Genomic DNA, 25,062 nt, shown 5'->3' with positions numbered 1-25,062 from the left:
GCGGCGCGGGTGTGCAATCCCGCGCATGCCCACGGTCACCTTCGCACCCGCCCTGACGCGGCACGTGGCTTGTCCGCCCCAGGAGGTGCAGGCACCGACCGTGCGCGCCGCGCTCGAGGCCGCGTTCACCGCGGCTCCCGCATTGAAGGGCTACGTGCTGGACGAGCAGGGTGGCGTGCGCAAGCACGTGGCCGTGTTCGTCAACGGCGACATGCTCCAGCGCGATGGCGCGCTCGACCGCGGGCTGGAGCGCGGCGACCGCGTGATGGTGATCCAGGCCCTGACCGGAGGTTGAGATGCAGCAGCTGCAGGTGGGAACCCGCAAGGGCCTGTTCGTCGTCCAGCGCACGGCCGCCGGCTGGCGCCTGGGCCAGCCGCACTTCCCGGGCGAGCCGGTGACCCAGGTGCTGGTCGATCCGCAGGGCGGCGACTGGTACGCCGCTTTGCGCCTGGGCCACTTCGGCGTGAAGCTCAAGCGCAGCAGCGACCGCGGCGCGAGCTGGGAGGAAGTGGCGACGCCCGCCTTCCCGCCCAAGCCCACCGAAGGGCCGTGGAAGGACGATGCCACGCCCCCTGACGGTGGACCTGCTGTGGGCGCTGGAAGCAGGCCCCGGACGCCTGTGGGCCGGGGCGATGCCGGCCGGCCTGTTCGTGTCGGAAGACCGCGGCGCGAGCTGGCGCCTGGTCGAGAGCCTCTGGTACCGCCCGGACCGCAAGGACTGGTTCGGCGGCGGCTACGACCACGCCGGCATCCATTCGATCCTCGTGGACCCGCGCGACGCCGGCCACGTCACGATCGCCGTGTCCTGCGCCGGCGTGTGGCAGACCCGCGATGGGGGCACCACCTGGACCAACACCTCGGAAGGCATGGACGCCGGCGCCTACATGCCTCAGGAGCGCCGCTTCGACGGAAACATCCAGGACGTGCACCGCATCGCCGCCTGCGCCGCGCAGCCCGACATGCTGTGGGCGCAGCACCATTGCGGCATGTACCGCTCCACCGACGGCGGGCTGCACTGGAGCAACGTCCCCGCGCCGCAGCCGAGCGGCTTCGGCTTCGCGGTGGCCGCGCATCCGGTGGACCCGCACACCGCCTGGTTCGTGCCGGCGCATTCGGACGCGCAGCGCATGCCGGTGGACGGCCGCATGGTGGTGACGGTCACGCGCGACGGCGCGGCGAGCTTCCAGGCGCACGGCGAGGGCCTGCCGGCGCGGGATGCGTACCACCTGGTGTACCGGCACGGCCTCGCCTGCGCGGCCGACGGGCAGACGCTGGCGATAGGGTCGACGACCGGGGGCTTGTGGGTCAGCGAGGACGGCGGGGAGCGGTGGGAGTGCCTGTCGCGGGACTTGCCGCCGATCGCGGTGGTGCGGTTCGCGTGAGCTGGGGTTCGGCCTTGCCTCACCGCCAGCCTGCCGGCGCGTAGGCTGGTGGTGAGCGCAGCGAACCCCAGTTAGATCACTCCCTCGAACATCATCACGTCCACCTCGTCGCCGACCGCGACGTTCCCCTGCGCGTGGTGCAGCACGATCAAGCCATTGGCCTGCACCATGGAGCTGAGCACGCCCGAGCCCTGGTTGCCCGTGGTGCGCACTTCCAGCCGGCCGTCCTGCGTGCGCATGACGATGCCGCGCTGGTACTCGGTGCGGCCCGGCTTCTTGCGCATGGCTTCGGCGCTGTGCGCCTTCAGCAGCACCGGCTCGGTCACGCGCGCGCCCATCATGCGCAGCAGCGCGGGGCGCACGAAGGCAAGGAAGGTGACCATGACGGCGACCGGATTGCCCGGCAGGCCGAACAGTGCGGCCTGGCCGATGCGGCCCACGGCCATCGGCCGCCCGGGACGCATCGCGATCTTCCAGAACGCCACGTCGCCCAGCTTCTTCATCATGGCCTTGGTGAAGTCGGCCTCGCCCACGCTCACGCCGCCGCTGGTGATGAGCGCGTCGGCGCGGGCGGCCGCGTCGCGGAAGGCCTGTTCCAGCAGGGCCGGCTCGTCGCGCACGACGCCCAGGTCGATCACCTCGCAGCCGAGGAGCGTCAGCAGCCCGTGCACGGTGTAGCGGTTGCTGTCGTAGACGGCACCCTCGCGCGGCGGCTCGCCGAAGCTGAGGATCTCGTCGCCCGTGGAGAAGTAGGCCACCTTGAGCCGGCGGAACACGTCGACGCGCGGGACGCCGAGGCTCGCGACCAGTCCGCATGCGGCCGGCCCGATGCGCTCGCCGGCGCGCAGGGCAGGGCGGCCTTCCATCAGGTCCTCGCCCTTGCAGCGGCGGTTGTCGCCCGGCTGCAGCAGGCCGGCGGGGATCTCCACGCGGCCGTCGGCCTGCGTCTTGGTGAACTCCTGCGGCACCACGGTGTCCAGGCCGGCCGGCATCACGGCGCCGGTCATGATCTTCACGCACTGGCCGGGGCGTACGCTGCCTTGCCAGGCCTTGCCGGCCAGCGCCGTGCCCACCACTTCCAGCTGCAGCGCGCCTTGCGCGAGCTGCGCGCCGTCGAAGGCATAGCCGTCCATGGCGGAGTTGTCGTGCGGCGGCACGCTGATCGGGGAGACCAGGTCCTTCGCCAGGACGCGCCCCAATGCGTCGAGCACGCCCACGCTTTCGGTTTCAGAGACCGGAGCGACCAGGCGCGAGAGGAAGTCGCCGACGCCGTCGGCGGACAGCGCCTGCGGGTCGTAGCCCTGCAGCTGCGCCGCGATTTCGGCGATGCTGCGCGTCATCGCTTCTCTTCCAGCTGGTGCAGCTCCGCGAGCGTGTTGGCGTTGGAGAAGCCGGAAGGCGCGTCGCCTTCGCGGTCGAAGGGAACCAGCACGGTGCGGTGCTGCGCCGTCCACGCGTCGATCTTGCGGCCGCCTCCCTGCGTGAAGCGCACCAGGCTTTCCATCAGCTCGCGCTTCATCAGCGAGAACACGGGCTGCGAGCGGACCTGCCCGTCGTCCTCGCGCGCCGCCGCCATCGCGATCTCGGCGTCCTCGCGTTCCAGCGCCTCGGCCAGCCGTGCGACCAGGTCCTGCGGGAACAGCGGGGTGTCGCAGGGCACGGTGACGAGGTATTCGGTTTCGCAGTGCTCCAGGCCGGTCAGGAAGCCGGCCAGCGGGCCCGCGTAGTCGCCGATTCCGTCGGGCCAGACCGGCACGCCGAAGGATTCGTAGGCGGACAGGTTGCGGTTGGCGTTGATCATCACCTCGCCGACCTGCGGTGCCAGGCGCATCAGGGTGAACATCCCCATGGGCATGCCGCGGAAATTCTGCAGGCCCTTGTCGACCCCGCCCATGCGCGAGCCGCGGCCGCCGGCGAGGATCACGCCGGTCACGTCTTCCTTGGAAATCATCGGCGGATTATCCGCCGATGTAGCTCATCTCCACGCGGCGGCCGCCGGTGCCGGGGTCGGCGGCCATGGTGCCGCGCAGCTCGGAGTAGCGGTCCGAGCGTCCCTGCCAGATGTGGCCGATGGCGGAGGCCAGTTCCTCGTCGGAGGCGCCGCCGCGGACCAGCGAGCGCAGGTCCCAGCCGTTGCTGGCGAACAGGCAGAGGTAGAGCTTGCCTTCGGTGGACAGGCGTGCGCGGTTGCAGTCGCCGCAGAAGGCCTTGGTCACGCTGCTGATGAAGCCGACCTCGCCGGCGCCGTCGGCGTAGCCCCAGCGCTCCGCGGTTTCGCCGGGCGCGGCGGCTTCCAGCGCGGTCAGCGCGAATTCGGAGGCGAGCCGCTCGCGCACTTCGGCGGACGGCATGACTTCGTCCATGCGCCAGCCGTTGGTGGCGCCCACGTCCATGTATTCGATGAAGCGCAGCACGATGCCGGTGCCGCGGAAGTGGCGCGCCATCGGCAGGATCTCGTGGTCGTTGGTGCCGCGCTTGACCACCATGTTGACCTTGACCGGCCCCAGGCCCGCCTCGCGCGCCGCCGCGATGCCTTCCAGCACCTCGGCGACCGGGAAGTCCACGTCGTTCATGCGGCGGAACACGGCGTCGTCCAGCCCGTCGAGGCTGACCGTCACGCGCTGCAGGCCGGCGTCCTTCAGCGCCCGCGCCTTGCGCGCCAGCAGCGAGCCGTTGGAGGTGAGCGTCAGTTCCGGCGGCGTGCCTTCGACCGTGCGCAGCTCGGACAGCTGCGACACCAGGATCTCGATGTTCTTGCGCAGCAGCGGTTCGCCGCCGGTGAGGCGGATCTTGCGCACGCCGTGGGCCAGGAACTGGCGCGCCACGCGCGTGATCTCCTCGAAGCTCAACAGCGAGGCATGCGGCAGGTACTGGTAGTCCTTGTCGAACACCTCCTTGGGCATGCAGTAGCTGCAGCGGAAGTTGCAGCGGTCGGTGACGCTGATGCGCAGGTCGCGCAACGGCCGGCCCAGCGTGTCGGCCACCAGTCCGGTGGCGGCGACGGGTTGCGCGGGCAGGGCGGCGCGCAGCGCCGTCAGGCGCTGGTCGACCAGCGGGATCACGCGTTCAGCCATGGGCGGATTGTGCGGGCGGGGCCCGCCGATTCCAATGGACCCAGGTCAATTCCGACCCGGCCTAGGGCTTCCCCCTAGACGCAGCGGGCGCCGTCCACCTCGATGCAGACCCCGGAGAAGGCTGCCTCGTCGCTGGAGAGGTACAGGGCGGCATTGGCGACGTCCAGGGCCGTCGAGAAGCGGCCCAGCGGGATGGTGGCCAGGAACCTGGCGCGCCGCGCCTCGTCCACGGGCCCGCCGGCGAACTCCGCCGACAGGCCGGTGTCCGGGTTGAACACCGGGTTGATGCAGTTCACGCGGATGTTGTCCGGCCCGAATTCGGCGGCCAGCGACTTGCTGGTGGTGATCACCGCGCCCTTGGAGCCGTTGTACCAGGTCAGGCCCGGGCGCGGCCGCACGCCGGCGGTGGAGGCGATGTTGATGAAGACGCCGCCCTTGTTCGCCCGGAAGGCCGGCACCGCGTGGATGGTCGACAGGTAGATGCTCTTCATGTTGATGGCATAGACGCGGTCGAACTCCTCCTCGCTGACTTCCAGCGCGGGGCGGTTGCGGTGCGTCCAGCCGGCGTTGTTCACCACCACGTCCAGCTTGCCGTGGCGCTGCACGGCGGCCTCCACCAGCGCCTTCACCTCGGCGGACCGGGTGACGTCGGCGCGGAAGAAGCTGGCCCGCCCGCCCTTGGCGCGGATCGCGGCCGCCACGGCTTCGCCCTTGGCCGCATCGATGTCGTTCACCAGCACCTGCGCGCCCTCTTCGGCGAGCCGATGGGCGATGCCTTCGCCGATGCCGCCGCCGGCACCGGTGACGATGATGGATTTGTCCTTGACGCGCATGTTGCTTCCTTCGCGATGTGGGGAACCCGCGCGCCCGTGAAAAATTAGTGGCGGCGGCACAGATTTACCCGGGGCAGCGCTCAGTCACTGGACCCCGGCGTAGCCCTGCATAAAGTGCGATTGTTGCTGATTTCCGCCGCGGCTTTTCTCGGGTGCCGCGGCTTCCCGTCCGAGGCAGGAGTACCACATGCCCGCATTCGCATCGCGCACCACCCGACCGCTGCTGCTGGCCACGTTGCTGGCCACCGCCACCGTCACCGCCCAGGCCCAGGAGGCCAGCTCCAGGCAGCTCGCCCCCGGCTTCACCGCCCGCAGCGCCGATTCGCGGCTGCTGATCCTGCCCGCCGACATGGAGCTGTTCTCCATGAGCGCCGGCGGCGTGGTCGAGCCGCGCGACGACTGGACGCGCGCCGCGCAGGCCAATTTCGCCGCCGCCCTGGAGGCGCAGCGCCCGCGCCTGGGCAGCAAGGTCACGCGCATGAACGCCGCCGAGGCCGACGAGTTCGCCGACATCACCACGCTGCATCGCGCCGTGGCCGACGCCGTCATGATCCACCACTACGGCCGCGGCCTGATGCAGCTGCCCACCAAGCAGGAGCGCCTGAACTGGTCGCTGGGCGATGCGGTGCGGCCGCTCCAGCAGCGCACCGGCGCCGACTACGCGCTCTTCACCTGGATGCGCGACAGCTACGCCAGCAAGGAGCGCAAGGCGATGATGATCGGCCTGGCGGCGCTGGGGGCGATCAGCCTGGGCGGCGAGCAGGTGGGCTACGCCTCGCTGGTGGACCTGAACACGGGCCGCATCGTCTGGTTCAACCGGCTGGACCGCATGTCCGGCGACCTGCGCGAGCCCGCACCCGCACTCGAAACGGTGGACACCCTGCTCAAGGGCTTCCCCGCCATCCAGCCCTGAGGCCGCCATGAACCCTCCTGAACAAGGCCGCCGGGGCTTCCTGCGCTCGGCCTGCCGCCACTGCCTGGGCTTCGGTGCCCTGGCCGGCCTGCCCTCGCTCGCGCAGGACCTCTCCGCCATCAAGGTGCCGCCCCGCTTCAGCCGTCCGGCCGCCGACACCGACGAGGGCGGCCTGTGGGGCCTGGTGGACCGCGAGGAAACGCGCATCAAGCGCAGCCCGCTGGTGATCAAGGACGACTCGCTCAAGAACTACCTGACGGACATGGTCTGCCGCCTGAGCGACGGCCACTGCCCCGACATCCGCGTGCACGCGGTGCGGGTGCCGCACTTCAACGCGCTGATGGCCCCCAACGGCATGATGCTGGTGTGGGAGCGGCCTGATGCTGCGGGTGGAGAACGAGGCGCAGCTGGCCGCCATCCTGGGCCACGAGCTGGGCCACTACCTGGAGCGCCACCAGGTGGAGCAGCTGCGGGCCGCCAAGGACCGCGCCATCCTCTCCACCATGGTCGGCATGGTGGGCGGCATCGGCACCTTCGTCGGCCAGATCGGCCTGCTGGCCAACATGTTCGCCTTCTCGCGCGAGCACGAGACGCGCGCCGACCGCATGGGCATGCGCCTGATGCGGCACGCCGGCTACGACGGACGGGAAGCCGCCGCCGTCTGGGACAACCTGCTGGCCGAACTGCGCGTGACCGGCGGCAAGGACGCGGGCAAGCGCGGCGACATGTTCGAGACCCATCCCACCACCGCCGGCCGGCGCGACGAGCTGCTGCAGATGGCGGGCGATGCGGGCGGCAACCTGGGCGCCGACAGCTACCGCAAGGCGATCGCGCCGCTGCGCTTCGGCTGGCTGCAGGACGAGGTCAAGCGCGGGCAGTACGAGGAGAGCCTGGTGCTGTTCGACCGCATGCTGAAGAAGGACGCACGCGACGCCGACGTGCTGTTCTCGCGCGGCGAGGTGTACCGCCTGCGCGACGACGGAGGCGACGTGGAGAAGGCGCTGGCCGACCTGGACGGCGCGAGCCGGCTGGCCAAGGCGCCGGCGGAGACCTTCCGTTCGCTGGGCCTGCTGCACCGGCAGCGCAACGACCGCGGGGCCGCCGTCAAGGCCTTCGAAACCTACCTGGCGCAGGCGCCGCAGGCGCCCGACGCCGACCTGCTGCGCGGCTACCTGGCGGAGATGAAGTGATGAAGCGCCTGATCCCCATCGTGCTGGCGCTGCTGCTGGCCGCCTGCGCCAACGTGAGCCGCATGGACGGCGAGCAGGTCGTCAACGACCGGCTGGTGGTGCACCTCACCGACGCCTGGAACCGGGTCAGCGATCCCTGGGACGTGGACCCCTACGACACCTGGACGCAGGAAGGCATCCCGCTCGACCACCTGCGCTTCTGGGGCGGCGTGCGGCCGGGGCAGCCGCTCATGACCAAGCCCGCCGTGTTCTCGCGCGCCTCCGACGCCAAGGAGCCGCGCGTGCCCACCTTCCGTCCGGGCCTGCCGGCGGAGAAGCTGGTGAGCCTGTTCGAGGAGCTGTACGCCACGGCCGGCACGGTGACCATCACCCGGGTGCAGCCGGCGGTCTTTGCCGGCCAGAACGGCGTGCGCTTCGAGTTCACGCTGTCCCGCCGGCGCGACGATCTGGAGATGCAGGGCGTGGGCTGGGTCGCGGTGAGGCCGGACGCCACCTGGGGCGAGGAGCTCTATGCGGCGACCTTCGTGGCGCCCAGGCTGGCGTTCTACCAGCGCCTCCTCCCGATGGCGGAGACGGTGGTGAAAAGCGCACGAATCCGCGAAGTCCCGCGCAAGTCCTGACGGGACGCTCCTAGAATTCCCCTACAAGCACGGAGGGGAAGATGGACAAGAAGCGGATTCGCGCCGCGGCAGCGGCATTGCTGGCAGTCGCAACCATGTGGGGCACGGTCGCCGAAGCGCAGACGCCTTCGCGCAACCTGGCGCCGGGTTTCAGCAGCCGGCCCGCCGGCTCCAGGCTGGTGATCGTCCCGGCCGACATGGAGCTGTTCTCCGTGAGCGGCGGCGGCGTGATCGAACCCCGCGCGGACTGGACCGACGCCGCGCACAAGCACTTCCGCACCGCTCTCATGGCGCGCAAGGAAGTGGTCGCCGGCGACATCCAGGAGCTGAAGGAAGCCGACCTTGACGAACTCGGGCAGCTCAATGCCCTGCACGGCACCGTGGCCGAGGCCGTGTTCCTGCACCACATGATGAAGATGCCGGCGCTGCCCACCAAGAACGACGCCCTCGACTGGACGCTCGGCGAAGCGGTGAAGCCCCTGCACGATCGCACCAGTGCCGACTACGCGCTGTTCTTCTGGGTGCGCGACAGCTACGCCAGCGCCGAACGCAAGGCCGCCATGGTGGCGATGACCATCGTCGGCGCGGCCTTCGGCCTGGCCATCATCCCGGCCGGCGGCCAGCAGGTCGGCTACGCCTCGCTGGTGGACCTCAAGAGCGGCCGCATCGTCTGGTTCAACAACCTCGCGCGCGCCTCGGGCGACCTGCGCGAGCCCAAGGCGGCCGAAGAGACCGTCGAGGCCCTGCTCAAGACTTTCCCCGCCCTGCGATGAGCGCCGTGGAGCAGGGCGGGCGGCGCGCCTTCCTGCGTTCGGCCTGCCGGCATTGCGCGGCCTTCGGCGCGCTCGGGCTCGGCACCGGCGCATTGGCGCAGGCGCCCGCGGAATGGAAGTCGCCGCCGCGCTTCCTGCGGCCCTCGCTCGACACCGACGAGGGCGGCCTCTGGTCGATGATGGACCGCGAGGAGACCCGCATGCGGCGCAGCCCGCTGGTCGTGCGCGATCCCGCGCTGACCGCCTACCTGCGCGACATCGTCTGCCGCCTGGGCGGCGAGCAGCATTGCGCGGACGTGCGCGTCTACGTCGTGCGGACGGCGCAGTTCAACGCCACGATGGCGCCCAACGGCGCCATGCAGGTCTGGTCCGGCCTCCTGCTGCGGGTGGACAACGAGGCGCAGCTCGCCGCGGTGCTGGGGCACGAACTGGGTCACTACCTGGAGCGCCACACGGTGGAGCGCCTGCGCGACCTGAAGAACAAGGCGGCGGCGATGACCGCGCTGGCGATGTTCGGCCTGGCCGGCGCCGTCGCCAGCCTCGGGGTGGCGGCCAGCGCCATGGGCTTCTCGCGGGACCAGGAACTGCGCGCCGACCAGATCGGCATGCGCCTGCTGCGCGAAGCGGGCTACGACGGCCGGCAGGCGGCGCAGATCTGGGACGACCTGCTGGCGGAGCTTAAGATCCGTGGCGGCGACGACGTCGGCCAGCGCAGCGCGCTGTTTGCCTCGCACCCGCCGGCCGGCGACCGCCGCAACGCCCTGCTGAAGATCGCCGGGGACGGCGGCGGCAAGCTGGGCGCCGAGGAACTCGATCGCGTGATGGCGCCGCACCGGCTGGACTGGCTGCAGGAAGAACTGCGGCGCGGCCAGTTCGAGGAAAGCCTCGAGCTGTTCAACCGCAAGCTGAAGCTGCGTCCCGAGGACCCGCAGTTCCTCTACGGGCGCGGCGAAGTCCTGCGCCAGCGCGGCAAGGACGAGGATCTCGCCCCGGCGCTGGCCGACCTGCAAAAGGGCGCCGCGCTGGAGAAGGCGCCGGCCGAGCTGTTCCGCTCCCTGGGCCTGCTGCACCGCCGGCGCGAGGATGGCGCAGCTGCCAACGCGGCCTTCGAGAAATACCTGGCGCTGGCGCCCGACGCGGGCGACGCGGCCCTCATCCAGACCTACCTGACGGAAGTGAAATGACCATGCAAAGAATTCTTGCGATCGTGTTGGCGGTGCTGCTGGCCGGCTGTGCGGCCGTCGTCAAGGTCGAGGGCGACCAGACGGTGAACAACAAGCTGGCGGTCAAGCTGCCGGACGCCTGGAACCGCCTCAACTCCCCGGGCCAGCCTTACGAGGTGTGGACCCAGGAAGGCGCGGCGCTGGACCAGCTGCGGCTGTGGGCCGGCCTGCCGGCGGGCAAGCCGATCGTCACGCTGCCGCCGGCCGCGGCGGGCAAGAAGGACGCGCGCGTGCCGACCTTCACCGGCAAGATGACGCCGGACCAGCTGGTGAGCCTGTTCGAGATCATGTACGCCGCCGACGGCTCGCAGGTGAAGATCACCCGCATCGAGCCGGGCACCTTCGCCGGCACTTCCGGCGTGCGCTTCGAGTTCCTGGTGACGACGAAGAGGACCGACCTGCAGATGCGCGGCATGGGCTGGGCCGCGGTGCGCAACGACGAGCTCTACGCCGCCACCTACCACGCGCCCGACCTCGCCTTCTTCAAGCGCCTGGCGCCCAAGGCGGAGGCGGTGGTGAAGACGGCGATGATCAAGTAGCGCACAGATGCGCGGTGGCGGCGCGCGGCTTCAGCCGTGCTTGATCGCCACCGTCTTCAGCGTGGTGAACCCGTACAGTGCCTCGAAGCCCTTCTCGCGGCCGTAGCCCGAGGACTTCACGCCGCCGAAGGGCAGTTCCACGCCGCCGCCGGCGCCGTAGTTGTTGATGAAGACCTGGCCGCTCCTCACGCGCCTGGCCATGCGCAGCATGCGCGAGCCGTCGCGCGTCCAGATGCCGGCCACCAGCCCGAAGTGCGTGCCATTGGCGAGTTCCACCGCATGGTCCTCGTCGCGGAAGCTCATGGCGGCCAGCACCGGCCCGAACACTTCCTCCTGCGCCAGGCGGTGCGTCATGGGCACGTCGCGCAGCAGCGTGGGGGCCTGGTAGAAGCCGGACTCGGGCGCCTCGTCCACCACGGTGCCCTGCGCGACGACCGGGATGCCCACGTGCTGCGCGTCGGACAGGAAGTCCCACACGCGCTGCTGCTGCGACTGGCGGATCAGCGGGCCGACGTCCAGGTCCATCGCCGCCGGGCCGACGCGCAGTTTCGAAAAGGCCTCGCCCAGGCGGGCCAGCAGCGGCTCGTACAGGCTTTGTTCCACCAGCAGGCGCGAACCGGCGGAGCAGGTCTGTCCCGCGTTCTGCACGATCGCGTTGATCACCACCGGCAGCACCTGTTCCACGTCGGCATCCGCAAAGACGATCTGCGGGCTCTTGCCGCCCAGTTCCAGCGTCACCGGGCAGTGCCGCTCGGCCGCCACCTGCTGGATCAGCGTGCCGACCTTGGGGCTGCCGGTGAAGCTGATGTGGTCGATGCCGGCATGGCGCGCCAGCGCGTCGCCGACCTCGTGGCCGAAGCCGGTGACGATGTTGATGGCGCCGGCGGGGAAGCCCACTTCGGCGGCGAGCTGCGCCACGCGGATCAGCGACAGGCAGGCGTCCTCGGAAGGCTTGACCACACACACGTTGCCCGCGGCCAGCGCGCCGCCCACGCTGCGGCCGAAGATCTGCATCGGGTAGTTCCACGGGATGACGTGGCCCGTGACGCCGTGCGGCTCGCGCCAGGTCAGCACCGTGTAGCCGTCCTGGTAGGGCAGGGTCTCGCCGTGCAGCTTGTCGCAGGCGCCGGCGTAGAACTCGAAGTAGCGGGCCAGCGCCACCGCGTCGGCGCGGGCCTGCTTGGTGGGCTTGCCGCAGTCGCGCTGCTCGATGGCGGCGAGTTCGTCCACGCACTCGCTGACCTTGAGCGACAAGCGCATCAGCAGGCGGCCGCGCTCGGCGGCGCTCAGCTTGCTCCAGGGACCGTCGAAGCACTGGCGGGCGGCCCGCACGGCCGCATCGATGTCTTCCGGCGTGCCACGCTGGATGGTGTCGTAGGTCTGGCCGTCGGACGGGTCGATGACGGGCAGGGTGCGCTCGCTGGAGGAGCGCACGGCGGAGTTGCCGATGTAATGGAGTTGCATGGGGCGATTTTGCCCCTGAACGCGCTCAGCCGCCCACGGGCACGAAGCTGTCGCCGTGCTCCCGCAGCCAGGCCACCGAGGCACTGGAATCCTGCTGGCTGGGATGGAAATCCCGGCGGAAATACGCCCGCCAGGGCTGGTACGTCAGGGTGACCAGCCCGCGCCGGCCGAACAGGTAGCTGGCCGCGCTCTTCCATGTGCTCCACTTCCACAGCGTGCCGTCCCGCCGCAGGTTGCTGGCGGTCTGGCGCAGCGTGTCGGTCAGGAAGAAGAAGGTCACCTGCCGCATCCACTTGACGCGCCATTCGTGGCTGCCGCCCAGTGCCTGGTACAGGTCGAAGGCGGTGCTCTTGTGCTCGGACTCCTCGGCGCTGTGCCACAGCCACAGCGTGGCCAGCCGCGGGTCCTGCTCGCCCAGCAGGTCGGCGTTGCGCAGCATGAAGTCCGCGAAGATCGCCGTGAAGTGCTCGTTGGCGGCGGTGATGCCCAGCCAGTGGCGCACGTCCAGGCCTTCCATCTGCTTGAGGCGCTCGCGGGCGCGCGGCTCCCAGTCGTTCACCAGGCCCAGCCTGTCCAGGTGCGCGTTGTAGAGCGAGTGCAGGCGGCGGTGCGTCGCTTCCTGGCCGATGAAGCCCTGGACTTCGGCGCGGAACTGCTCCTGCTTCTGCGCAGGCAGCGCCTTGAAGCCGTTGCGCACGGAGTCGATGAAGAACTGCTCGCCCACGGGAAAGCTCATCGACAGCGCGTTGAACAACGCGGTGCGGAACGCATCGCCCGCGCACCAGTGGCGCGCGACGGGCTGCTCCATGTCGACGAGGAGGCGGCGGACGACGAGGTCGGTCATGCAGTCGGGAAGGGAAAGGCCCGCCGCACGGGCAGGCGCGGGCGGCAGCTTCGCATGCTGGAGCGGGCGGTGTCAACGCCGGGGAATGCACGAAAGAACAAGGCCCGCGACAGCGGGCCTTGCTTCATCGCGCGGCCGATGCAGCCGATGCGGCCGGTGCGGCTGCCTGCGCGGCAGCCGGAGCGGCGGCCGTCGCGGGCGCGGGGGCAGGGGTCACCGGGGCGGGATAGGACACGCCCGCAGCCGGGGCGGTGGCCGACACGGGAGCAGGCGGCGTCGCGGCCGTCGCATCGGCGCCGTGGAACTTCACCACCAGCGGCACGATCAGCAGCGCCACGATGTTGATGATCTTGATCAGCGGGTTGACCGCCGGACCGGCCGTGTCCTTGTAGGGGTCGCCCACGGTGTCGCCGGTCACGGCCGCCTTGTGCGCTTCCGAGCCCTTGCCGCCGTGGTGGCCGTCTTCGATGTACTTCTTGGCGTTGTCCCAGGCGCCGCCGCCCGTGCACATGGAGATGGCGACGAACAGGCCCGTCACGATCGTTCCCATCAGCAGGCCGCCCAGGGCCTTGGGGCCGAGCACCAGGCCGACGACGATGGGCACCACCACCGGCAGCAGCGACGGGATCATCATTTCCTTGATCGCCGCCTTGGTCAGCATGTCCACCGCGACGCCGTATTCCGGCTTGGCGGTGCCTTCCATGATGCCCTTGATCTCGCGGAACTGGCGGCGCACTTCCACCACCACGGAACCGGCGGCGCGGCCCACGGCCTCCATCGCCATGGCGCCGAACAGGTAGGGGATCAGGCCGCCGATGAACAGGCCCACGATCACCATCGGGTCCGACAGGTCGAAGCTGATCTGGCGGCCGTAGGTCTCCAGCTTGTGCGTGTAGTCGGCGAACAGCACCAGCGCGGCCAGGCCGGCGGAACCGATCGCGTAGCCCTTGGTCACGGCCTTGGTGGTGTTGCCCACGGCGTCCAGCGGGTCGGTGATGTCACGCACGGAGGCGGGCATTTCCGACATCTCGGCGATGCCGCCGGCGTTGTCGGTGATCGGGCCGTAGGCGTCCAGGGCCACCACGATGCCGGCCATGGAGAGCATGGCGGTCGCGGCGATGGCGATGCCGTACAGGCCGGCCAGCCAGTAGGAGATGATGATCGCGCCGCACACGAAGATCACGGGCCAGGCGGTGGAACGCATCGACACGCCGAGGCCGGCGATGATGTTGGTGCCGTGGCCGGTGGTGGAGGCTTGCGCCACGTGCTGCACCGGCTTGTACTGCGTGCCGGTGTAGTACTCGGTGATCCACACCAGCAGGCCGGTCAGGGCCAGGCCCACGACGCAGGCGCCGAACAGGCGCATCTGGCTGCCGGAGGCGGTGACCGCGTTGTCGGGGATCAGCCACTTGGTGACGAAGAAGAAGGCGATCAGCGACAGCACGCCGGCGACGATCAGGCCCTTGTACAGGGCCGGCATCACGTTCTTCATGCCGGGCGAGGCCTTGACGAAGAAGCAGCCGATGATGGAGGCGATGATGGACACGCCGCCCAGCGCCAGCGGGTACAGCACGGCGTTCACGGGCGCGGCGGTGATCAGCAGGGCGCCCAGCACCATGGTGGCGATCAGCGTCACGGCATAGGTCTCGAACAGGTCGGCGGCCATGCCGGCGCAGTCACCCACGTTGTCGCCCACGTTGTCGGCGATCACGGCGGGAAGTTGCGGGGGTCGTCTTCCGGGATGCCCGCTTCCACCTTGCCCACCAGGTCCGCGCCGACGTCCGCACCCTTGGTGAAGATGCCGCCGCCCAGGCGGGCGAAGATCGAGATCAGCGAGGAGCCGAAGGCGAAGCCGATCAGCGGGTTCAGCAGCGTGGCCAGCTTGCGGTCCGGCGTCAGGTTGCCGTTGCCCACCAGGAACCAGTAGAAGGCCGTGACGCCCAGCAGGCCCAGGCCGACCACCAGCATGCCGGTGATGGCGCCGCCGCGGAAGGCCACGTCCAGCGCCGGGCCGATGCCGCGGGTGGCCGCCTGCGCCGTGCGCACGTTGGCGCGCACCGACACGTTCATGCCGATGAAGCCGCAGGCTCCCGACAGGATGGCGCCGATGATGAAGCCGACGGCGGTCTGCATGTCGAGGAAGACGGCGATCAGGATCGCCAGGACGACGCCGACGATCGCGATGGTGCGGTACTGCCGCGCCAGGTAGGCTGCGCCGGCCTGGATGGCCGCCGCGATTTCCTGCATCCGGGGATTGCCCGCGTCCTGCGAGAGGATCCAGCTGGGGGCCCAGAAGCCGTAGGCCACGGCCGCAAAGCCGCAGACGAGCGCCAGGATCAGCGCCGAGTTGCCAGTCATTGAAGTTTCTCCTGTCGTTTCGCTTGAGTCTTCGAGGGGGCGCCAACGCCGCGGAACCCCCGCTGCGTTGCTTCCTCGTCACTCCGCACAGGAGGCGATTGGCCAACCGGCGCACTCTATCAGTAAAGGCTTTACACAGAAATGACTGTGTAAGGCGTCGGTAGTGTCATTGACTAAAATCAGGGTTTCCCCCGATCCGATCCCCCCTTCGCAGTCAGAACGAAACAACCATGTCCCTCGACCAAGTCACCCCCGGCAAGCATGTTCCCGACGCCTTCAACGTGATCATCGAGATCCCGATGAACGCCGACCCCGTGAAGTACGAGGTGGACAAGGAGACGGGCGCCATCTTCGTCGACCGCTTCATGAGCACGGCGATGCACTACCCGACCAACTACGGCTACGTGCCCAAGACCATCAGCGGCGACGGCGACCCGGTCGACGTGCTGGTGATCACGCCCGTGCCGCTGATCCCGGGCGTGGTGGTGACCTGCCGCCCGATCGGCATCCTGAAGATGCAGGACGAGGCCGGCGACGACGCCAAGGTGCTGGCCGTGCCGATCGAGAAGGTGCTGAGCCTGTACACGCAGTGGCAGAAGCCGGAAGACCTGAATCCGCTGCGGCTGAAGACGATCTCCCACTTCTTCGAGCACTACAAGGACCTGGAGCCCGGCAAGTGGGTGAAGGTGCTGGGCTGGGAAGGCCCGGAGTCGGCCAAGCGCGAGGTCCTCGACGGCATCGAGAACTACCGCAAGGAACACCCGGCGGGCTGAGCCTCAGCCCTGGCGGAACGGGGAGCGCTGCTCGAGGTGCTCCACGTAGTTCTCCACGCCCCGACCTTCGCGTTCCAGGAATTTCTCCACCGCGTCGGCGAAGGCGGGGTGCGCCAGCCAGTGCGCGCTGCTGGTCTTCACCGGCATCAGCGCGCGCGCCATCTTGTGCTCGCCCTGCGCCCCGCCCTCGAAGCTGCGGTATCCGTTGGCGATGCACCACTGCAGCGGCTGGTAGTAGCAGGCCTCGAAGTGCAGGCAGTCCACGCGCTCCAGCGCGCCCCAGTAGCGGCCGTAGGCCACGTCGCCGCCGATGCCGATCAGGCTGGTGGCGATCGGCCGGCCCTTGCGCTCGGCCACGAACAGCAGCCAGTTCTGCGGCATGGTCGCCGCCATGCGGCGGAAGAAGTCGCGCGTGAGGTAGGGCGGGTTGCCGTGCTCGCGGTAGGTGCGCTCGTAGCAGCGGTAGAAGAAGTCCCAGTCCGCTTCGGCGATCGCGCTGCCCTGCACGTGGCGGAAGGTGACGCCGGCCTCGGCCACCTTGCGCCGCTCCTGCCGGATCTTCTTGCGCTTTTCCTGCGTGAGCGTCGCGAGGAAGGCGTCGAAGTCGGGGTAGCCCGCGTTCGTCCAGTGGAACTGCACCGTGTGGCGCAGCATCAGGCCGGCGTCGGCGCAGGCGGCGATGTCGTCCTCGGTTCCGAACAGCAGGTGGTACGAAGACACCTTCTTCTGCTTGCACCAGGCGATGATGGAGCGCACCAGCGCTGCGCGCGCCGCCGCGTCGCGCGCCAGCAGGCGCGGGCCGGGTACCGGCGTGAAGGGGACGGCGGTGAGCGCCTTGGGGTAGTAGCGCAGGCCGTGCTGCTCGTAGGCGTTGGCCCAGGCCCAGTCGAACACGTACTCGCCGTAGCTATGGCTCTTCAGGTACAGCGGGCAGGCGGCCTGCAGCTCGCCCTCGCGCCAGAGGGTCAGGAATTGCGGCGTCCAGCCGGTGTCGCGCACCGCGCTGCCGCTGTCGTGCATCGCCGCCAGGTACGCGTGCCGCATGAAGGGCGAGCCGCCGGCGAGCGCGAGCAGCGCGTTCCATGCGTCCGCCTCCACGTCGCACGGCGACGCGAGCACGCGGGTAACATAATCGGTCGATAGGTCCGGCACGTCTCAATGACACTCAAAATCTGTACGGCCCAGCTGAACGTCACGGTGGGTGACATGGCGGGCAACGCGCAAAGATCATCGCCGCCGCGCGCACGGCCTACGGGCAGGGCGCGCGCCTCGTGCTCACGCCCGAACTCTCCATCTGCGGCTACCCGGCGGAAGACCTGCTGCTGCGGCCCGCGTTCATCGCTGCCTGCGATGATGCCGTGAAAACGGTGGCCCGCGAGCTGGCGGGGTTGAAGGGCCTGCACGTGGTGGTGGGCCACCCGCACGGCACCGGCATCAAGGGCAAGTCGGTGCAGGTGCAGATGCGCTACAACGCCGCCAGCGTGCTCAGCGAAGGCAAGGTCATCGAGACCTATGCCAAGCGCGAACTGCCCAACTACCAGGTCTTCGACGAATACCGCTACTTCACGCGCGGGCAGGGCACCTGCGTGTTCCAGGTGGAAGACGTCAACGTCGGCCTGCTGATCTGCGAGGACGCGTGGTTCGAGGAGCCGGCGCAGCTGGCCCGCGTGTCCGGCGCGCAGCTGCTGGTGGTGCCCAACGCCTCGCCCATGCACGTGGGCAAGGTCAGCGAGCGCATCGCGCAGATGGGCGCGCGCGCCCGGGCGGTCGGCCTGCCCCTGATCTACGCGCACCTCGTGGGCGGGCAGGACGAGGTGATCTTCGACGGCGGCTCCTTCGCCGTGAACGCCGACGGCGCGCTGGCCGCCCGCGCGCCCGCCTTCTGCGAGGACCTGTTCTACGTGGAGGCGACGCCCGGCCCCACTTCGTTCCAGCTCTCCGGCCCGATCGCGCCCGACCTCGCGGACGAGGAGGAGCTGTGGCATGCGCTGGTGCTGGGCGTGCGCGACTACATCGGAAAGAACGGCTTCCCCAGCGTCCTGCTGGGGCTCTCCGGCGGCATCGACTCCGCGCTGGTGCTGGCGATCGCCGTCGATGCGCTGGGCGCCGGCAAGGTGCGGGCGGTGATGATGCCCTCGCCCTACACGGCCGACATCTCCTGGATCGATGCGCGCGAGATGTCGCAGCGCCTGGGCGTGCGCTACGACGAGATCTCGATCAAGCCGGAGTTCGAGGCCTTCAAGGCCTCGCTGGCCAAGGAGTTCGCCGGCCTGCCCGAGGACACGACCGAGGAGAACATCCAGGCGCGCATCCGCGGCGTGCTGCTGATGGCGCTGTCGAACAAGTTCGGCGGCATCGTGCTGACCACCGGCAACAAGAGCGAGATGGCCACCGGCTACTGCACGCTCTACGGCGACATGGCGGGCGGCTTCGCGGTGATCAAGGACGTTCTCAAGACGGTGGTGTTCAAGCTGGCGCGCTGGCGCAACGCCAACGATCCCTACGGAACGGGGGCGAACCCGATCCCGGAGCGCATCATCACGCGCCCGCCCAGCGCGGAGCTGCGGCCGGACCAGGTGGACCAGGACAGCCTGCCGCCCTACGAGGTGCTGGACGCGATCCTGCAGCGCTACATGGAGAACGACCAGGGCATCGAGGAGATCGTGGCCGCCGGCTTCGACCGCGCCACGGTGGAACGGGTGGCCCGCCTGATCCGCATCAACGAATACAAGCGCCGGCAGGCGCCCGTGGGGATACGCGTGTCGCACCGCAGCTTCGGCAAGGATTGGCGCTATCCTATTACCGGCAAGTTCCGCGCCTAGACGCGATCCGACAACGACGACATCCCTGGAGAGTCCATGAAACAGATCACCGCCATCGTGAAGCCCTTCAAGCTGGAGGAGGTGCGCGAGGCGCTGGCGGAAGTCGGCGTGACCGGCCTGACGGTCACCGAGGTCAAGGGCTTCGGCCGCCAGAAGGGCCATACCGAGCTCTATCGCGGTGCCGAGTACGTGGTGGACTTCCTGCCCAAGGTGAAGGTGGAAGTGGTGGTGAAGGACGACGACGTGGACCGCTGCGTGGACGCCATCATCAAGGCCGCCCACACCGGCAAGATCGGCGACGGCAAGATCTTCGTGACCACGGTCGAACGCGTGGTCCGCATCCGCACCGGCGAGATCGACGAATCGGCGGTCTGACCTAGATCTGCGAGACGTCCACCGGCCGCGGATCGAACCCCGCGGCCTGCACCAATTGCGGCAGCAGCGTCGCCGGGTCCTCGCCCACCGTCAGCAGCTCCATCTGCCCCGCGTTCATGAAGCCGTGGCGCACGCTGTGCTGCAAAAACTGTAGCAGCGGCTGGTAGTAGCCGTCCTGGTCCAGCAGGGCCACCGGCTTGCGGTGGAAGTCCAGCATGCGCCAGCTCCAGGCCTCGAACACTTCCTCGAAGGTGCCGATGCCGCCCGGCAGGGCGAGGAAGGCGTCGGCCCGTTCGGCCATCAGCATCTTGCGCTGGTGCATGTTCTCCACGACGTGCAGCTCGGTGCATTCGCGCTTGGCCCATTCGCGTTCGACCATCGAGTGCGGGATCACGCCCACCACGCGCGCCGGATTGCAGCGCCGCATCCGCCAGGATGCCCATCAGGCCGTTGTTGCCGCCGCCGTAGACCAGCTGGCCGCCGTAGCGGCCGATCCAGCGGCCCACCTCGGTGGCCACCTCGGCGAAGCGGGGATCCGCGCCCGGGCGCGAGCCGCAGTAGACGCACAGCGAGAAATTGGGGGTCATGCGAAGAAGAGTTGCCAGAGCCCGGCGGCCCAGATGCCGCCCGCGAGCAGCAGGGAGAGGAAGACGGCGGCGCTGCCCATGTCCTTGGCGCGCTTGGACAGGGGATGGCGTTCCAGCCCGACGCGGTCGATGGCCGCCTCGATGCCGGTGTTGAGCAGTTCCACCATCAGCACCAGCAGGATGGAGCCGGCGAGCAGCGCCACCTCGACCCAGTTGCGGCCGATCCAGAGGGACAGCGGCAGCATCACGAAGGCCAGGCAGGCCTCCAGCCGGAAGGCCGCTTCGTCCCAGCCGGCGCGCAGGCCGGCGAGCGAATAGCCCGTGGCATGCCACATGCGGCTGAACCCGGTGCGGCCCTTCTGCGGATTGACGACTTCGGAGAGGCGTTCGTCGGGAGTCGACATGCGCGGGATTGTCTCCTACCGCTCCGGCGCATCGACCAGGCGCGTGCCGGCGAAGGCGTCGTGCCAGAACTGGCGCTGCGGGTGCAGGTGGCTGAGCATGGCCCACAAGGCGACCCAGCCGGCGGCGATGAAGCCCAGTTGCGGCAGGCTGAAGCGGCCCGAGTTGTAGGCGGCCAGCGGGGCGGCGAACCAGACCGAGCAGAACAGGTAGCGCAGCAGGGCGCGCCCCTGCGTGAGCCGCCGGCCGTGCCGATCGACGACGCGGATGCGCCAGGTCTTCATCGGCAGCGTCTGCCCGCGCGTCCACAGGTAGGAGAAGTAGATCGCGAACACGACGGCCAGGAAGCCTTGCAGCAGCCAGCGCCGCGTGTCGATGCCGCTGCGCATCTGGACCAGCACGGAGAACAGCAGGGTGGCGATCAGGCCGATCGCGAACAGGAGCACGGCTTCGTAGAACCACGCGGCCATGCGGCGCCGCACGCTGGGTGCGGCCAGGGGATCCGGAACGGTCAAGGCAGGATGGGAGCCAGCGGCTGCGGCAGCAGGGTGTTGTTGTCCACCTGGCCGGGCAGCACGGCGATCTTGGCGCTCTCGGCCTTCTTCTTCGGGATCTTGGCCAGCTTCTGCTGCGGCACCGGCTTGACGGCCGCGGCAGTGGGCGGCGCCGGCGTCTTGGCGGCGGCGGCCGCCAGCTTGCGCTTTTCCTCGGCGGGCAGGGCCTGGTAGGCCTCCCACTTGGCGCGCTTGTCGGTCGCCGGGTCGACCTTCTGCGCTTCCGCGAAGTTCAGGCGGGCCAGCGTGCGCTGCTGCGGCGACAGGGCCGCCCATTCCGTCATGCGGCTGTGCAGGCGGGACTGTTCGGCCGGCGGCATGGTCGCGAAGTTCTCGGACAGGGCCAGCCACTTGCGCTTGTGCGCCTCGCCCAGCACCCGCCAGGTGCCGGTGAGCGGGACCAGCGCCTGCTGTTGCGGCGGCGTGAGTTCGGCCCAGGTAGGCTTGCTTTCGGCCCGCGTCGCCGGCGCGGTGCGCACCTGGGCGGGGCGGATCGGCGCCTGGGTGGAGACGGAGGGCTTGGTGGCCTGCGCCAGCGGGTGCCGGCGGGCAGGGGCGGTGGCACGGGGTCGGCAGCCCAGGACACCTGGACGGCGAGACCCGCGGCCAGCAGGCCGGCAGCGAAAGCGCGGCGGCGGGGCGGCGTCATGCTGGGCGCCCCGTTCAGTCGCCGCCGCCGGATTTCAGGTACTGGACGAAGCCGGGGTCGGCGTAGGCGGCCGGGGGCAGGTCGTCGGTCAGCAGGGCGGCATCGACCTCGGCCAGCTCGGTGGCGCGGCGGTCGCTCTGGGCGATGTGGATCAGCACCAGGCCGGCGGCCAGCAGCACCAGCGGCAGCACGGAAGCCAGGCGGTTGAACCAGCTGCGCTGGCCGAAACCAAGTGTGGCGGCTCCGCCACGGCCAACGATGACCGGTGCAACTTCATGTTGCCTGCGCACCTGCAGCGCGCGCACCCGTGCGGCGCGCAGGCGCTCGTTCACTTCATAGGGCATCTCGCGCGTGGCCGCGTCGAGGCGCATCGCCACACGGCGGCCGAACTGGTCAGCCTGCCGGGCGCGCAGTGGATCCGTTGTGGTCATAGTTGTATTCCCTTTGCCCGCAGCGCCTTGCTCAGGGCTGCGACCGCTCTTGAACAGTGGGTCTTGACACTGCCTTCGGAGCAGCCCATGGCGGCCGCAGTTTCGGCCACGTCCATGTCCTCCCAGTAACGCATCAGAAACGCTTCGCGTTGACGGGCGGGCAGTTCCATGATCTCGGTTTCGATCTCGCGCAGGACCTGCGCCCGACGGGTGGCGTCCTCGGCACTCTCGACCTGCTGGGAGTTCTCGGGCGACGTGTAAGTTTCCAGGAGGTCGAAATCTCCGTCGTCGGAGGCGGATTCGAAGTCGCTCAGGTTGGAAAAGAGCGCATTTCGCGTCTTTTGCCGCCGGAACCAGTCCAGGGTGCAGTTGGACAGGATCCGCTGGAACAGCATGGGCAGCTCGTTCGGCGGCTTGTCGCTGTAGTGCTCCGCCAGCTTCATCATGCTGTCCTGCACGATGTCGAGGGCCGACTCCTCCTCGCGTACGTGATAAACGGTGCGCTTGAAGGCGCGCTTCTCGACGCTGAGCAGGAAATCCGAGAGTTCGCGTTCGGTGGCCAAGTGTCCGTGCGGCTGAGTGCAGCTTTGTTCTGGGTCGCGCCGAAGCGGCGGAAGGGCCCGCCCTCCGCATGCGGCGGGGAATGGGCAGCCGGAAATTATGGCATCGCCGCGGTCGGGCTTTGGAACGGTCGTGTTGCAGTGCGATAATGCGCGCTGCAAGTCAAAAGGCAAACGAGTCCGGATCCGGCGGTGCGACGCGCCCGCCCATGGCCCGGTGCTCTAAGTCCCGACGCAGCCTCACGAGGGCGGGCGAAGGGGCACCCCAAGGTTCGTTGTTCGAAACCCGAAAGGTTGATCATGGAAATCTCCCGCACGGAGCTCAGCTCCGCGGCCGCCGTCTCGGCCGGCCAGACCACCGAATTCCGCGGCGCCGAAATCCTCGTCAAGGCCCTCCAGGCCGAGAACGTGAAGTACGTCTGGGGCTACCCGGGCGGCGCGGTGCTGCACATCTACGACGCGTTCTACAAGCAGGACACCATCCAGCACGTGCTGGTGCGCCACGAGCAGGCGGCCGTGCACGCGGCCGACGGCTATGCGCGCGCCACCGGCGACGTCGGCGTCGCCCTGGTGACCTCCGGCCCCGGCGTGACCAACGCGGTCACCGGCATCGCCACCGCGTACATGGACTCGATCCCGATGGTGATCGTCACCGGCCAGGTGCCGACGGCGGCGATCGGCCTCGACGCTTTCCAGGAATGCGACACCGTCGGCATCACGCGCCCGATCGTCAAGCACAACTTCCTGGTCAAGGACGTGCGCGACCTGGCCATGGTGATGAAGAAGGCCTTCCACATCGCCCGCAGCGGCCGCCCCGGCCCCGTGGTGGTGGACATCCCGAAGGACGTGTCCTTCAACAAGACGCCCTGGACCGGCTACCCGGACAAGGTGGAGATGCGCTCCTACAACCCGGTGCGCAAGGGCCACAGCGGCCAGATCCGCAAGGCGCTGCAGCTGCTGATGACGGCCAAGCGGCCCTATATCTACTCCGGCGGCGGCGTGGTCCTGGGCAATGCCAGCGACGAACTGCGCACCCTGGCCAACCTGCTGGGCTACCCCTGCACCAACACGCTGATGGGGCTGGGCGCCATTCCCGGCACCGACCCGAAGTTCCTGGGCATGCTGGGCATGCACGGCACGATCGAGGCCAACAACGCGATGCAGAATTGCGACGTGCTGCTGGCCGTGGGCGCGCGCTTCGACGACCGCGTGATCGGCAACCCCAAGCACTTCGCCTCCAGCGACCGCAAGATCATCCACATCGACGTGGATCCTTCCAGCATCTCCAAGCGCGTGAAGGTCGACATCCCGATCGTGGGCGACGTGAAGGACGTGCTGGCCGAACTGATCGCGCAGATCCGCGAATCGGGCATGAAGCCCGACGCGTCGGCGCTGGGCGCCTGGTGGGAAACCATCCAGGGCTGGCGCGGCAAGGACTGCCTGCGCTACGACCGCAACAACCGCGACGTGATCAAGCCGCAGCACGTGATCGAGACGCTGTGGAACATGACCAAGGATGTCGAGGCCTACGTGACCTCCGACGTCGGCCAGCACCAGATGTGGGCGGCCCAGTTCTACAAGTTCCCCGAGCCGCGCCGCTGGATCAACTCCGGTGGCCTGGGCACGATGGGCGTGGGCATCCCCTACGCCATGGGCATCAAGCTGGCCAAGCCGGAGTCGGAGGTGTACTGCGTCACCGGCGAAGGCTCGGTGCAGATGTGCATCCAGGAGCTTTCCACCTGCCTGCAGTACAACACGCCGATCAAGATCCTGGCGCTGAACAACCGCTACCTGGGCATGGTGCGCCAGTGGCAGGAACTCGATTACGAGGGCCGCTACAGCCACAGCTACATGGACGCGCTGCCCAACTTCGTGAAGCTGGCCGAGGCCTATGGCCACGTCGGCATGCTGATCGAGCGGCCGGCGGACGTGGAACCGGCGCTGCGGGAAGCCCGCAAGCTGAAGGACCGCACCGTGTTCATGGACTTCCGCACCGACCCGACGGAGAACGTCTGGCCGATGGTGAAGGCCGGGCAGGGCATCACGCAGATGCTCCTCGGGAGCGAGGACCTCTAAGAACGACGCGGCGGGCGCGCCCGCCGCACATCCCCCAGGACGAATCTATTGGCTGCCAAGCCGACCGGTTACCGCCGGCCGGGGAGGGCACCGAAAAGAGGAATCAGACATGAAGCACATCATTGCCGTGCTGCTCGAGAACGAGCCCGGTGCCCTGTCCCGCGTGGTGGCCCTGTTCTCCGCGCGCGGCTACAACATCGAGTCGCTCACCGTGGCGCCGACGGAAGACCCGTCGCTGTCGCGCATGACGATCACCACCGCAGGTTCCGACGACGTGATCGAGCAGATCACCAAGCACCTGAACCGCCTGATCGAGGTGGTGAAGGTGGTCGACCTCACCGAGGGCAGCTACACCGAGCGCGAGCTCATGATGGTGAAGGTGCGCGCGGTGGGCAAGGAGCGCGAGGAGATGAAGCGCATGGCGGACATCTTCCGCGGCCGCGTCATCGACGTCACCGACAAGAGCTACACCATCGAGCTGACCGGCGACCAGGCGAAGAACGACGCCTTCCTGCAGGCCATCGACCGCAGCGCCATCCTCGAGACGGTGCGCACCGGCGCCAGCGGCATCGGCCGCGGCGAAAGAATCCTGAGGGTGTGACCCACCCCATCCACCCCC

The 25,062-nt window shown here is 69.2% G+C and carries 24 protein-coding genes and 3 pseudogenes; 13 read left to right on the top strand and 14 right to left on the bottom strand.

Annotated elements, in window-relative coordinates; genetic code table 11:
• The first annotated feature begins 25 nt into the window (after positions 1 to 25).
• Positions 26 to 295, top strand: coding sequence for a MoaD/ThiS family protein (locus HK415_RS08745; RefSeq protein ID WP_171558237.1), 270 nt, complete (start codon positions 26 to 28; stop codon positions 293 to 295).
• Between the two features lies 1 nt (position 296).
• Positions 297 to 1,383: pseudogene (locus HK415_RS08740) on the top strand (WD40/YVTN/BNR-like repeat-containing protein).
• A gap of 71 nt (positions 1,384 to 1,454) precedes the next feature.
• Here HK415_RS08740 and moeA read toward each other — a convergent pair.
• The 4 genes from moeA to HK415_RS08720 form a co-directional block, all read right to left on the bottom strand.
• A complete protein-coding gene (gene moeA / locus HK415_RS08735) occupies positions 1,455 to 2,723 on the bottom strand; it encodes a molybdopterin molybdotransferase MoeA (RefSeq protein WP_171558234.1) in 1,269 nt (422 codons plus the stop codon).
• Positions 2,720 to 3,334, bottom strand: coding sequence for a molybdenum cofactor guanylyltransferase MobA (gene mobA / locus HK415_RS08730; RefSeq protein ID WP_171558232.1), 615 nt, complete (start codon positions 3,332 to 3,334; stop codon positions 2,720 to 2,722). Before mobA ends, moeA begins: the two co-directional genes overlap by 4 nt.
• A gap of 7 nt (positions 3,335 to 3,341) precedes the next feature.
• Positions 3,342 to 4,457, bottom strand: a complete 1,116-nt coding sequence (moaA, locus tag HK415_RS08725; protein ID WP_171558229.1) for a GTP 3',8-cyclase MoaA — start codon at positions 4,455 to 4,457, stop codon at positions 3,342 to 3,344.
• Between the two features lie 74 nt (positions 4,458 to 4,531).
• Positions 4,532 to 5,290 (bottom strand): SDR family oxidoreductase, encoded by a 759-nt coding sequence (locus tag HK415_RS08720; protein ID WP_171558226.1) that lies wholly within the window; start codon positions 5,288 to 5,290, stop codon positions 4,532 to 4,534.
• 187 nt (positions 5,291 to 5,477) lie between these two features.
• Between HK415_RS08720 and HK415_RS08715 the strand changes: the two genes are divergently transcribed.
• The 6 genes from HK415_RS08715 (at position 5,478) to HK415_RS08690 (ending at position 10,548) form a co-directional block, all read left to right on the top strand.
• Positions 5,478 to 6,203 carry a hypothetical protein gene (locus HK415_RS08715; protein WP_171558224.1) on the top strand — a complete coding sequence of 242 codons (726 nt, stop codon included), beginning with the start codon at positions 5,478 to 5,480 and terminating at the stop codon, positions 6,201 to 6,203.
• A gap of 380 nt (positions 6,204 to 6,583) precedes the next feature.
• Positions 6,584 to 7,393, top strand: a complete 810-nt coding sequence (locus HK415_RS08710; RefSeq protein ID WP_171558221.1) for a M48 family metalloprotease — start codon at positions 6,584 to 6,586, stop codon at positions 7,391 to 7,393.
• On the top strand, positions 7,393 to 8,013 hold the full coding sequence (locus HK415_RS08705; protein WP_171558219.1) for a hypothetical protein: 621 nt from the start codon (positions 7,393 to 7,395) through the stop codon (positions 8,011 to 8,013). Before HK415_RS08710 ends, HK415_RS08705 begins: the two co-directional genes overlap by 1 nt.
• Positions 8,014 to 8,054: 41 nt before the next feature.
• A complete protein-coding gene (locus HK415_RS08700; protein ID WP_171558217.1) occupies positions 8,055 to 8,786 on the top strand; it encodes a hypothetical protein in 732 nt (243 codons plus the stop codon).
• The gene (locus tag HK415_RS08695) at positions 8,783 to 9,970 is read left to right on the top strand and encodes a M48 family metalloprotease (RefSeq protein WP_171558214.1); all 1,188 of its coding nucleotides are present in this window, start codon (positions 8,783 to 8,785) and stop codon (positions 9,968 to 9,970) included. The genes HK415_RS08700 and HK415_RS08695 overlap by 4 nt, the downstream gene beginning before the upstream one ends.
• Before the next feature lie 2 nt (positions 9,971 to 9,972).
• Entirely contained in the window at positions 9,973 to 10,548 is a 576-nt protein-coding gene (locus HK415_RS08690) for a hypothetical protein (protein ID WP_171558211.1), read from the top strand.
• A 30-nt stretch (positions 10,549 to 10,578) separates the two neighbouring features.
• Here the strand turns inward: HK415_RS08690 and HK415_RS08685 are convergent, their stop codons facing one another.
• The 3 genes and pseudogenes from HK415_RS08685 to HK415_RS08675 all read right to left on the bottom strand — a co-directional run bounded on the left by HK415_RS08685 (position 10,579) and on the right by HK415_RS08675 (position 15,214).
• Positions 10,579 to 12,012 (bottom strand): aldehyde dehydrogenase family protein, encoded by a 1,434-nt coding sequence (locus HK415_RS08685; protein ID WP_171558209.1) that lies wholly within the window; start codon positions 12,010 to 12,012, stop codon positions 10,579 to 10,581.
• A 25-nt stretch (positions 12,013 to 12,037) separates the two neighbouring features.
• Positions 12,038 to 12,856, bottom strand: a complete 819-nt coding sequence (locus HK415_RS08680) for a metal-dependent hydrolase (RefSeq protein WP_171558206.1) — start codon at positions 12,854 to 12,856, stop codon at positions 12,038 to 12,040.
• Positions 12,857 to 12,980: 124 nt separating this feature from the next.
• Positions 12,981 to 15,214: pseudogene (locus HK415_RS08675) on the bottom strand (sodium-translocating pyrophosphatase).
• Between the two features lie 230 nt (positions 15,215 to 15,444).
• Between HK415_RS08675 and ppa the strand changes: the two are divergent.
• A complete protein-coding gene (ppa, locus tag HK415_RS08670) occupies positions 15,445 to 15,987 on the top strand; it encodes an inorganic diphosphatase (protein WP_171558204.1) in 543 nt (180 codons plus the stop codon).
• Between the two features lie 3 nt (positions 15,988 to 15,990).
• Here the strand turns inward: ppa and HK415_RS08665 are convergent, their stop codons facing one another.
• Entirely contained in the window at positions 15,991 to 17,106 is a 1,116-nt protein-coding gene (locus HK415_RS08665; protein ID WP_373684550.1) for a GNAT family N-acetyltransferase, read from the bottom strand.
• Positions 17,107 to 17,258: 152 nt separating this feature from the next.
• Between HK415_RS08665 and HK415_RS08660 the strand changes: the two genes are divergently transcribed.
• Both HK415_RS08660 and HK415_RS08655 read left to right on the top strand, forming a co-directional pair.
• Positions 17,259 to 18,809 (top strand): NAD+ synthase, encoded by a 1,551-nt coding sequence (locus HK415_RS08660; protein ID WP_373684549.1) that lies wholly within the window; start codon positions 17,259 to 17,261, stop codon positions 18,807 to 18,809.
• 36 nt (positions 18,810 to 18,845) lie between these two features.
• Positions 18,846 to 19,184 carry a P-II family nitrogen regulator gene (locus HK415_RS08655; RefSeq protein ID WP_171558199.1) on the top strand — a complete coding sequence of 113 codons (339 nt, stop codon included), beginning with the start codon at positions 18,846 to 18,848 and terminating at the stop codon, positions 19,182 to 19,184.
• A gap of 1 nt (position 19,185) precedes the next feature.
• Here the strand turns inward: HK415_RS08655 and HK415_RS08650 are convergent.
• From HK415_RS08650 to HK415_RS08625, 6 genes and pseudogenes are all read right to left on the bottom strand, one after another.
• A pseudogene (locus HK415_RS08650) lies at positions 19,186 to 19,771 on the bottom strand (LOG family protein).
• The gene (locus HK415_RS08645) at positions 19,768 to 20,175 is read right to left on the bottom strand and encodes a diacylglycerol kinase (protein ID WP_171558196.1); all 408 of its coding nucleotides are present in this window, start codon (positions 20,173 to 20,175) and stop codon (positions 19,768 to 19,770) included. The pseudogene HK415_RS08650 and the gene HK415_RS08645 overlap by 4 nt, the downstream one beginning before the upstream one ends.
• A gap of 15 nt (positions 20,176 to 20,190) precedes the next feature.
• Positions 20,191 to 20,688, bottom strand: a complete 498-nt coding sequence (locus tag HK415_RS08640; RefSeq protein ID WP_256373046.1) for an RDD family protein — start codon at positions 20,686 to 20,688, stop codon at positions 20,191 to 20,193.
• Positions 20,685 to 21,206: a DUF3106 domain-containing protein gene (locus HK415_RS08635; protein ID WP_309246631.1), complete on the bottom strand. Its 522-nt coding sequence runs from the start codon at positions 21,204 to 21,206 to the stop codon at positions 20,685 to 20,687. The genes HK415_RS08640 and HK415_RS08635 overlap by 4 nt, the downstream gene beginning before the upstream one ends.
• Before the next feature lie 184 nt (positions 21,207 to 21,390).
• On the bottom strand, positions 21,391 to 21,807 hold the full coding sequence (locus tag HK415_RS08630) for a DUF3619 family protein (RefSeq protein WP_171558194.1): 417 nt from the start codon (positions 21,805 to 21,807) through the stop codon (positions 21,391 to 21,393).
• Positions 21,804 to 22,370, bottom strand: a complete 567-nt coding sequence (locus tag HK415_RS08625) for an RNA polymerase sigma factor (RefSeq protein WP_171558192.1) — start codon at positions 22,368 to 22,370, stop codon at positions 21,804 to 21,806. Before HK415_RS08625 ends, HK415_RS08630 begins: the two co-directional genes overlap by 4 nt.
• 297 nt (positions 22,371 to 22,667) lie before the next feature.
• On the opposite strand from HK415_RS08625, the gene HK415_RS08620 reads away from it, so the two are divergent.
• Positions 22,668 to 24,443 carry an acetolactate synthase 3 catalytic subunit gene (locus HK415_RS08620; RefSeq protein ID WP_171558189.1) on the top strand — a complete coding sequence of 592 codons (1,776 nt, stop codon included), beginning with the start codon at positions 22,668 to 22,670 and terminating at the stop codon, positions 24,441 to 24,443.
• Between the two features lie 109 nt (positions 24,444 to 24,552).
• Positions 24,553 to 25,044 (top strand): acetolactate synthase small subunit, encoded by a 492-nt coding sequence (gene ilvN, locus HK415_RS08615; protein WP_171558187.1) that lies wholly within the window; start codon positions 24,553 to 24,555, stop codon positions 25,042 to 25,044.
• Positions 25,045 to 25,062: the final 18 nt, after the last annotated feature.

Origin of the sequence: Ramlibacter montanisoli, from assembly GCF_013087525.1 — a bacterium.
GTDB lineage: Bacteria > Pseudomonadota > Gammaproteobacteria > Burkholderiales > Burkholderiaceae_C > Ramlibacter > Ramlibacter montanisoli.
The sequence above is the reverse complement of the archived record's forward strand: the minus strand, read 5'-3'. Positions and strand labels throughout refer to the sequence as shown.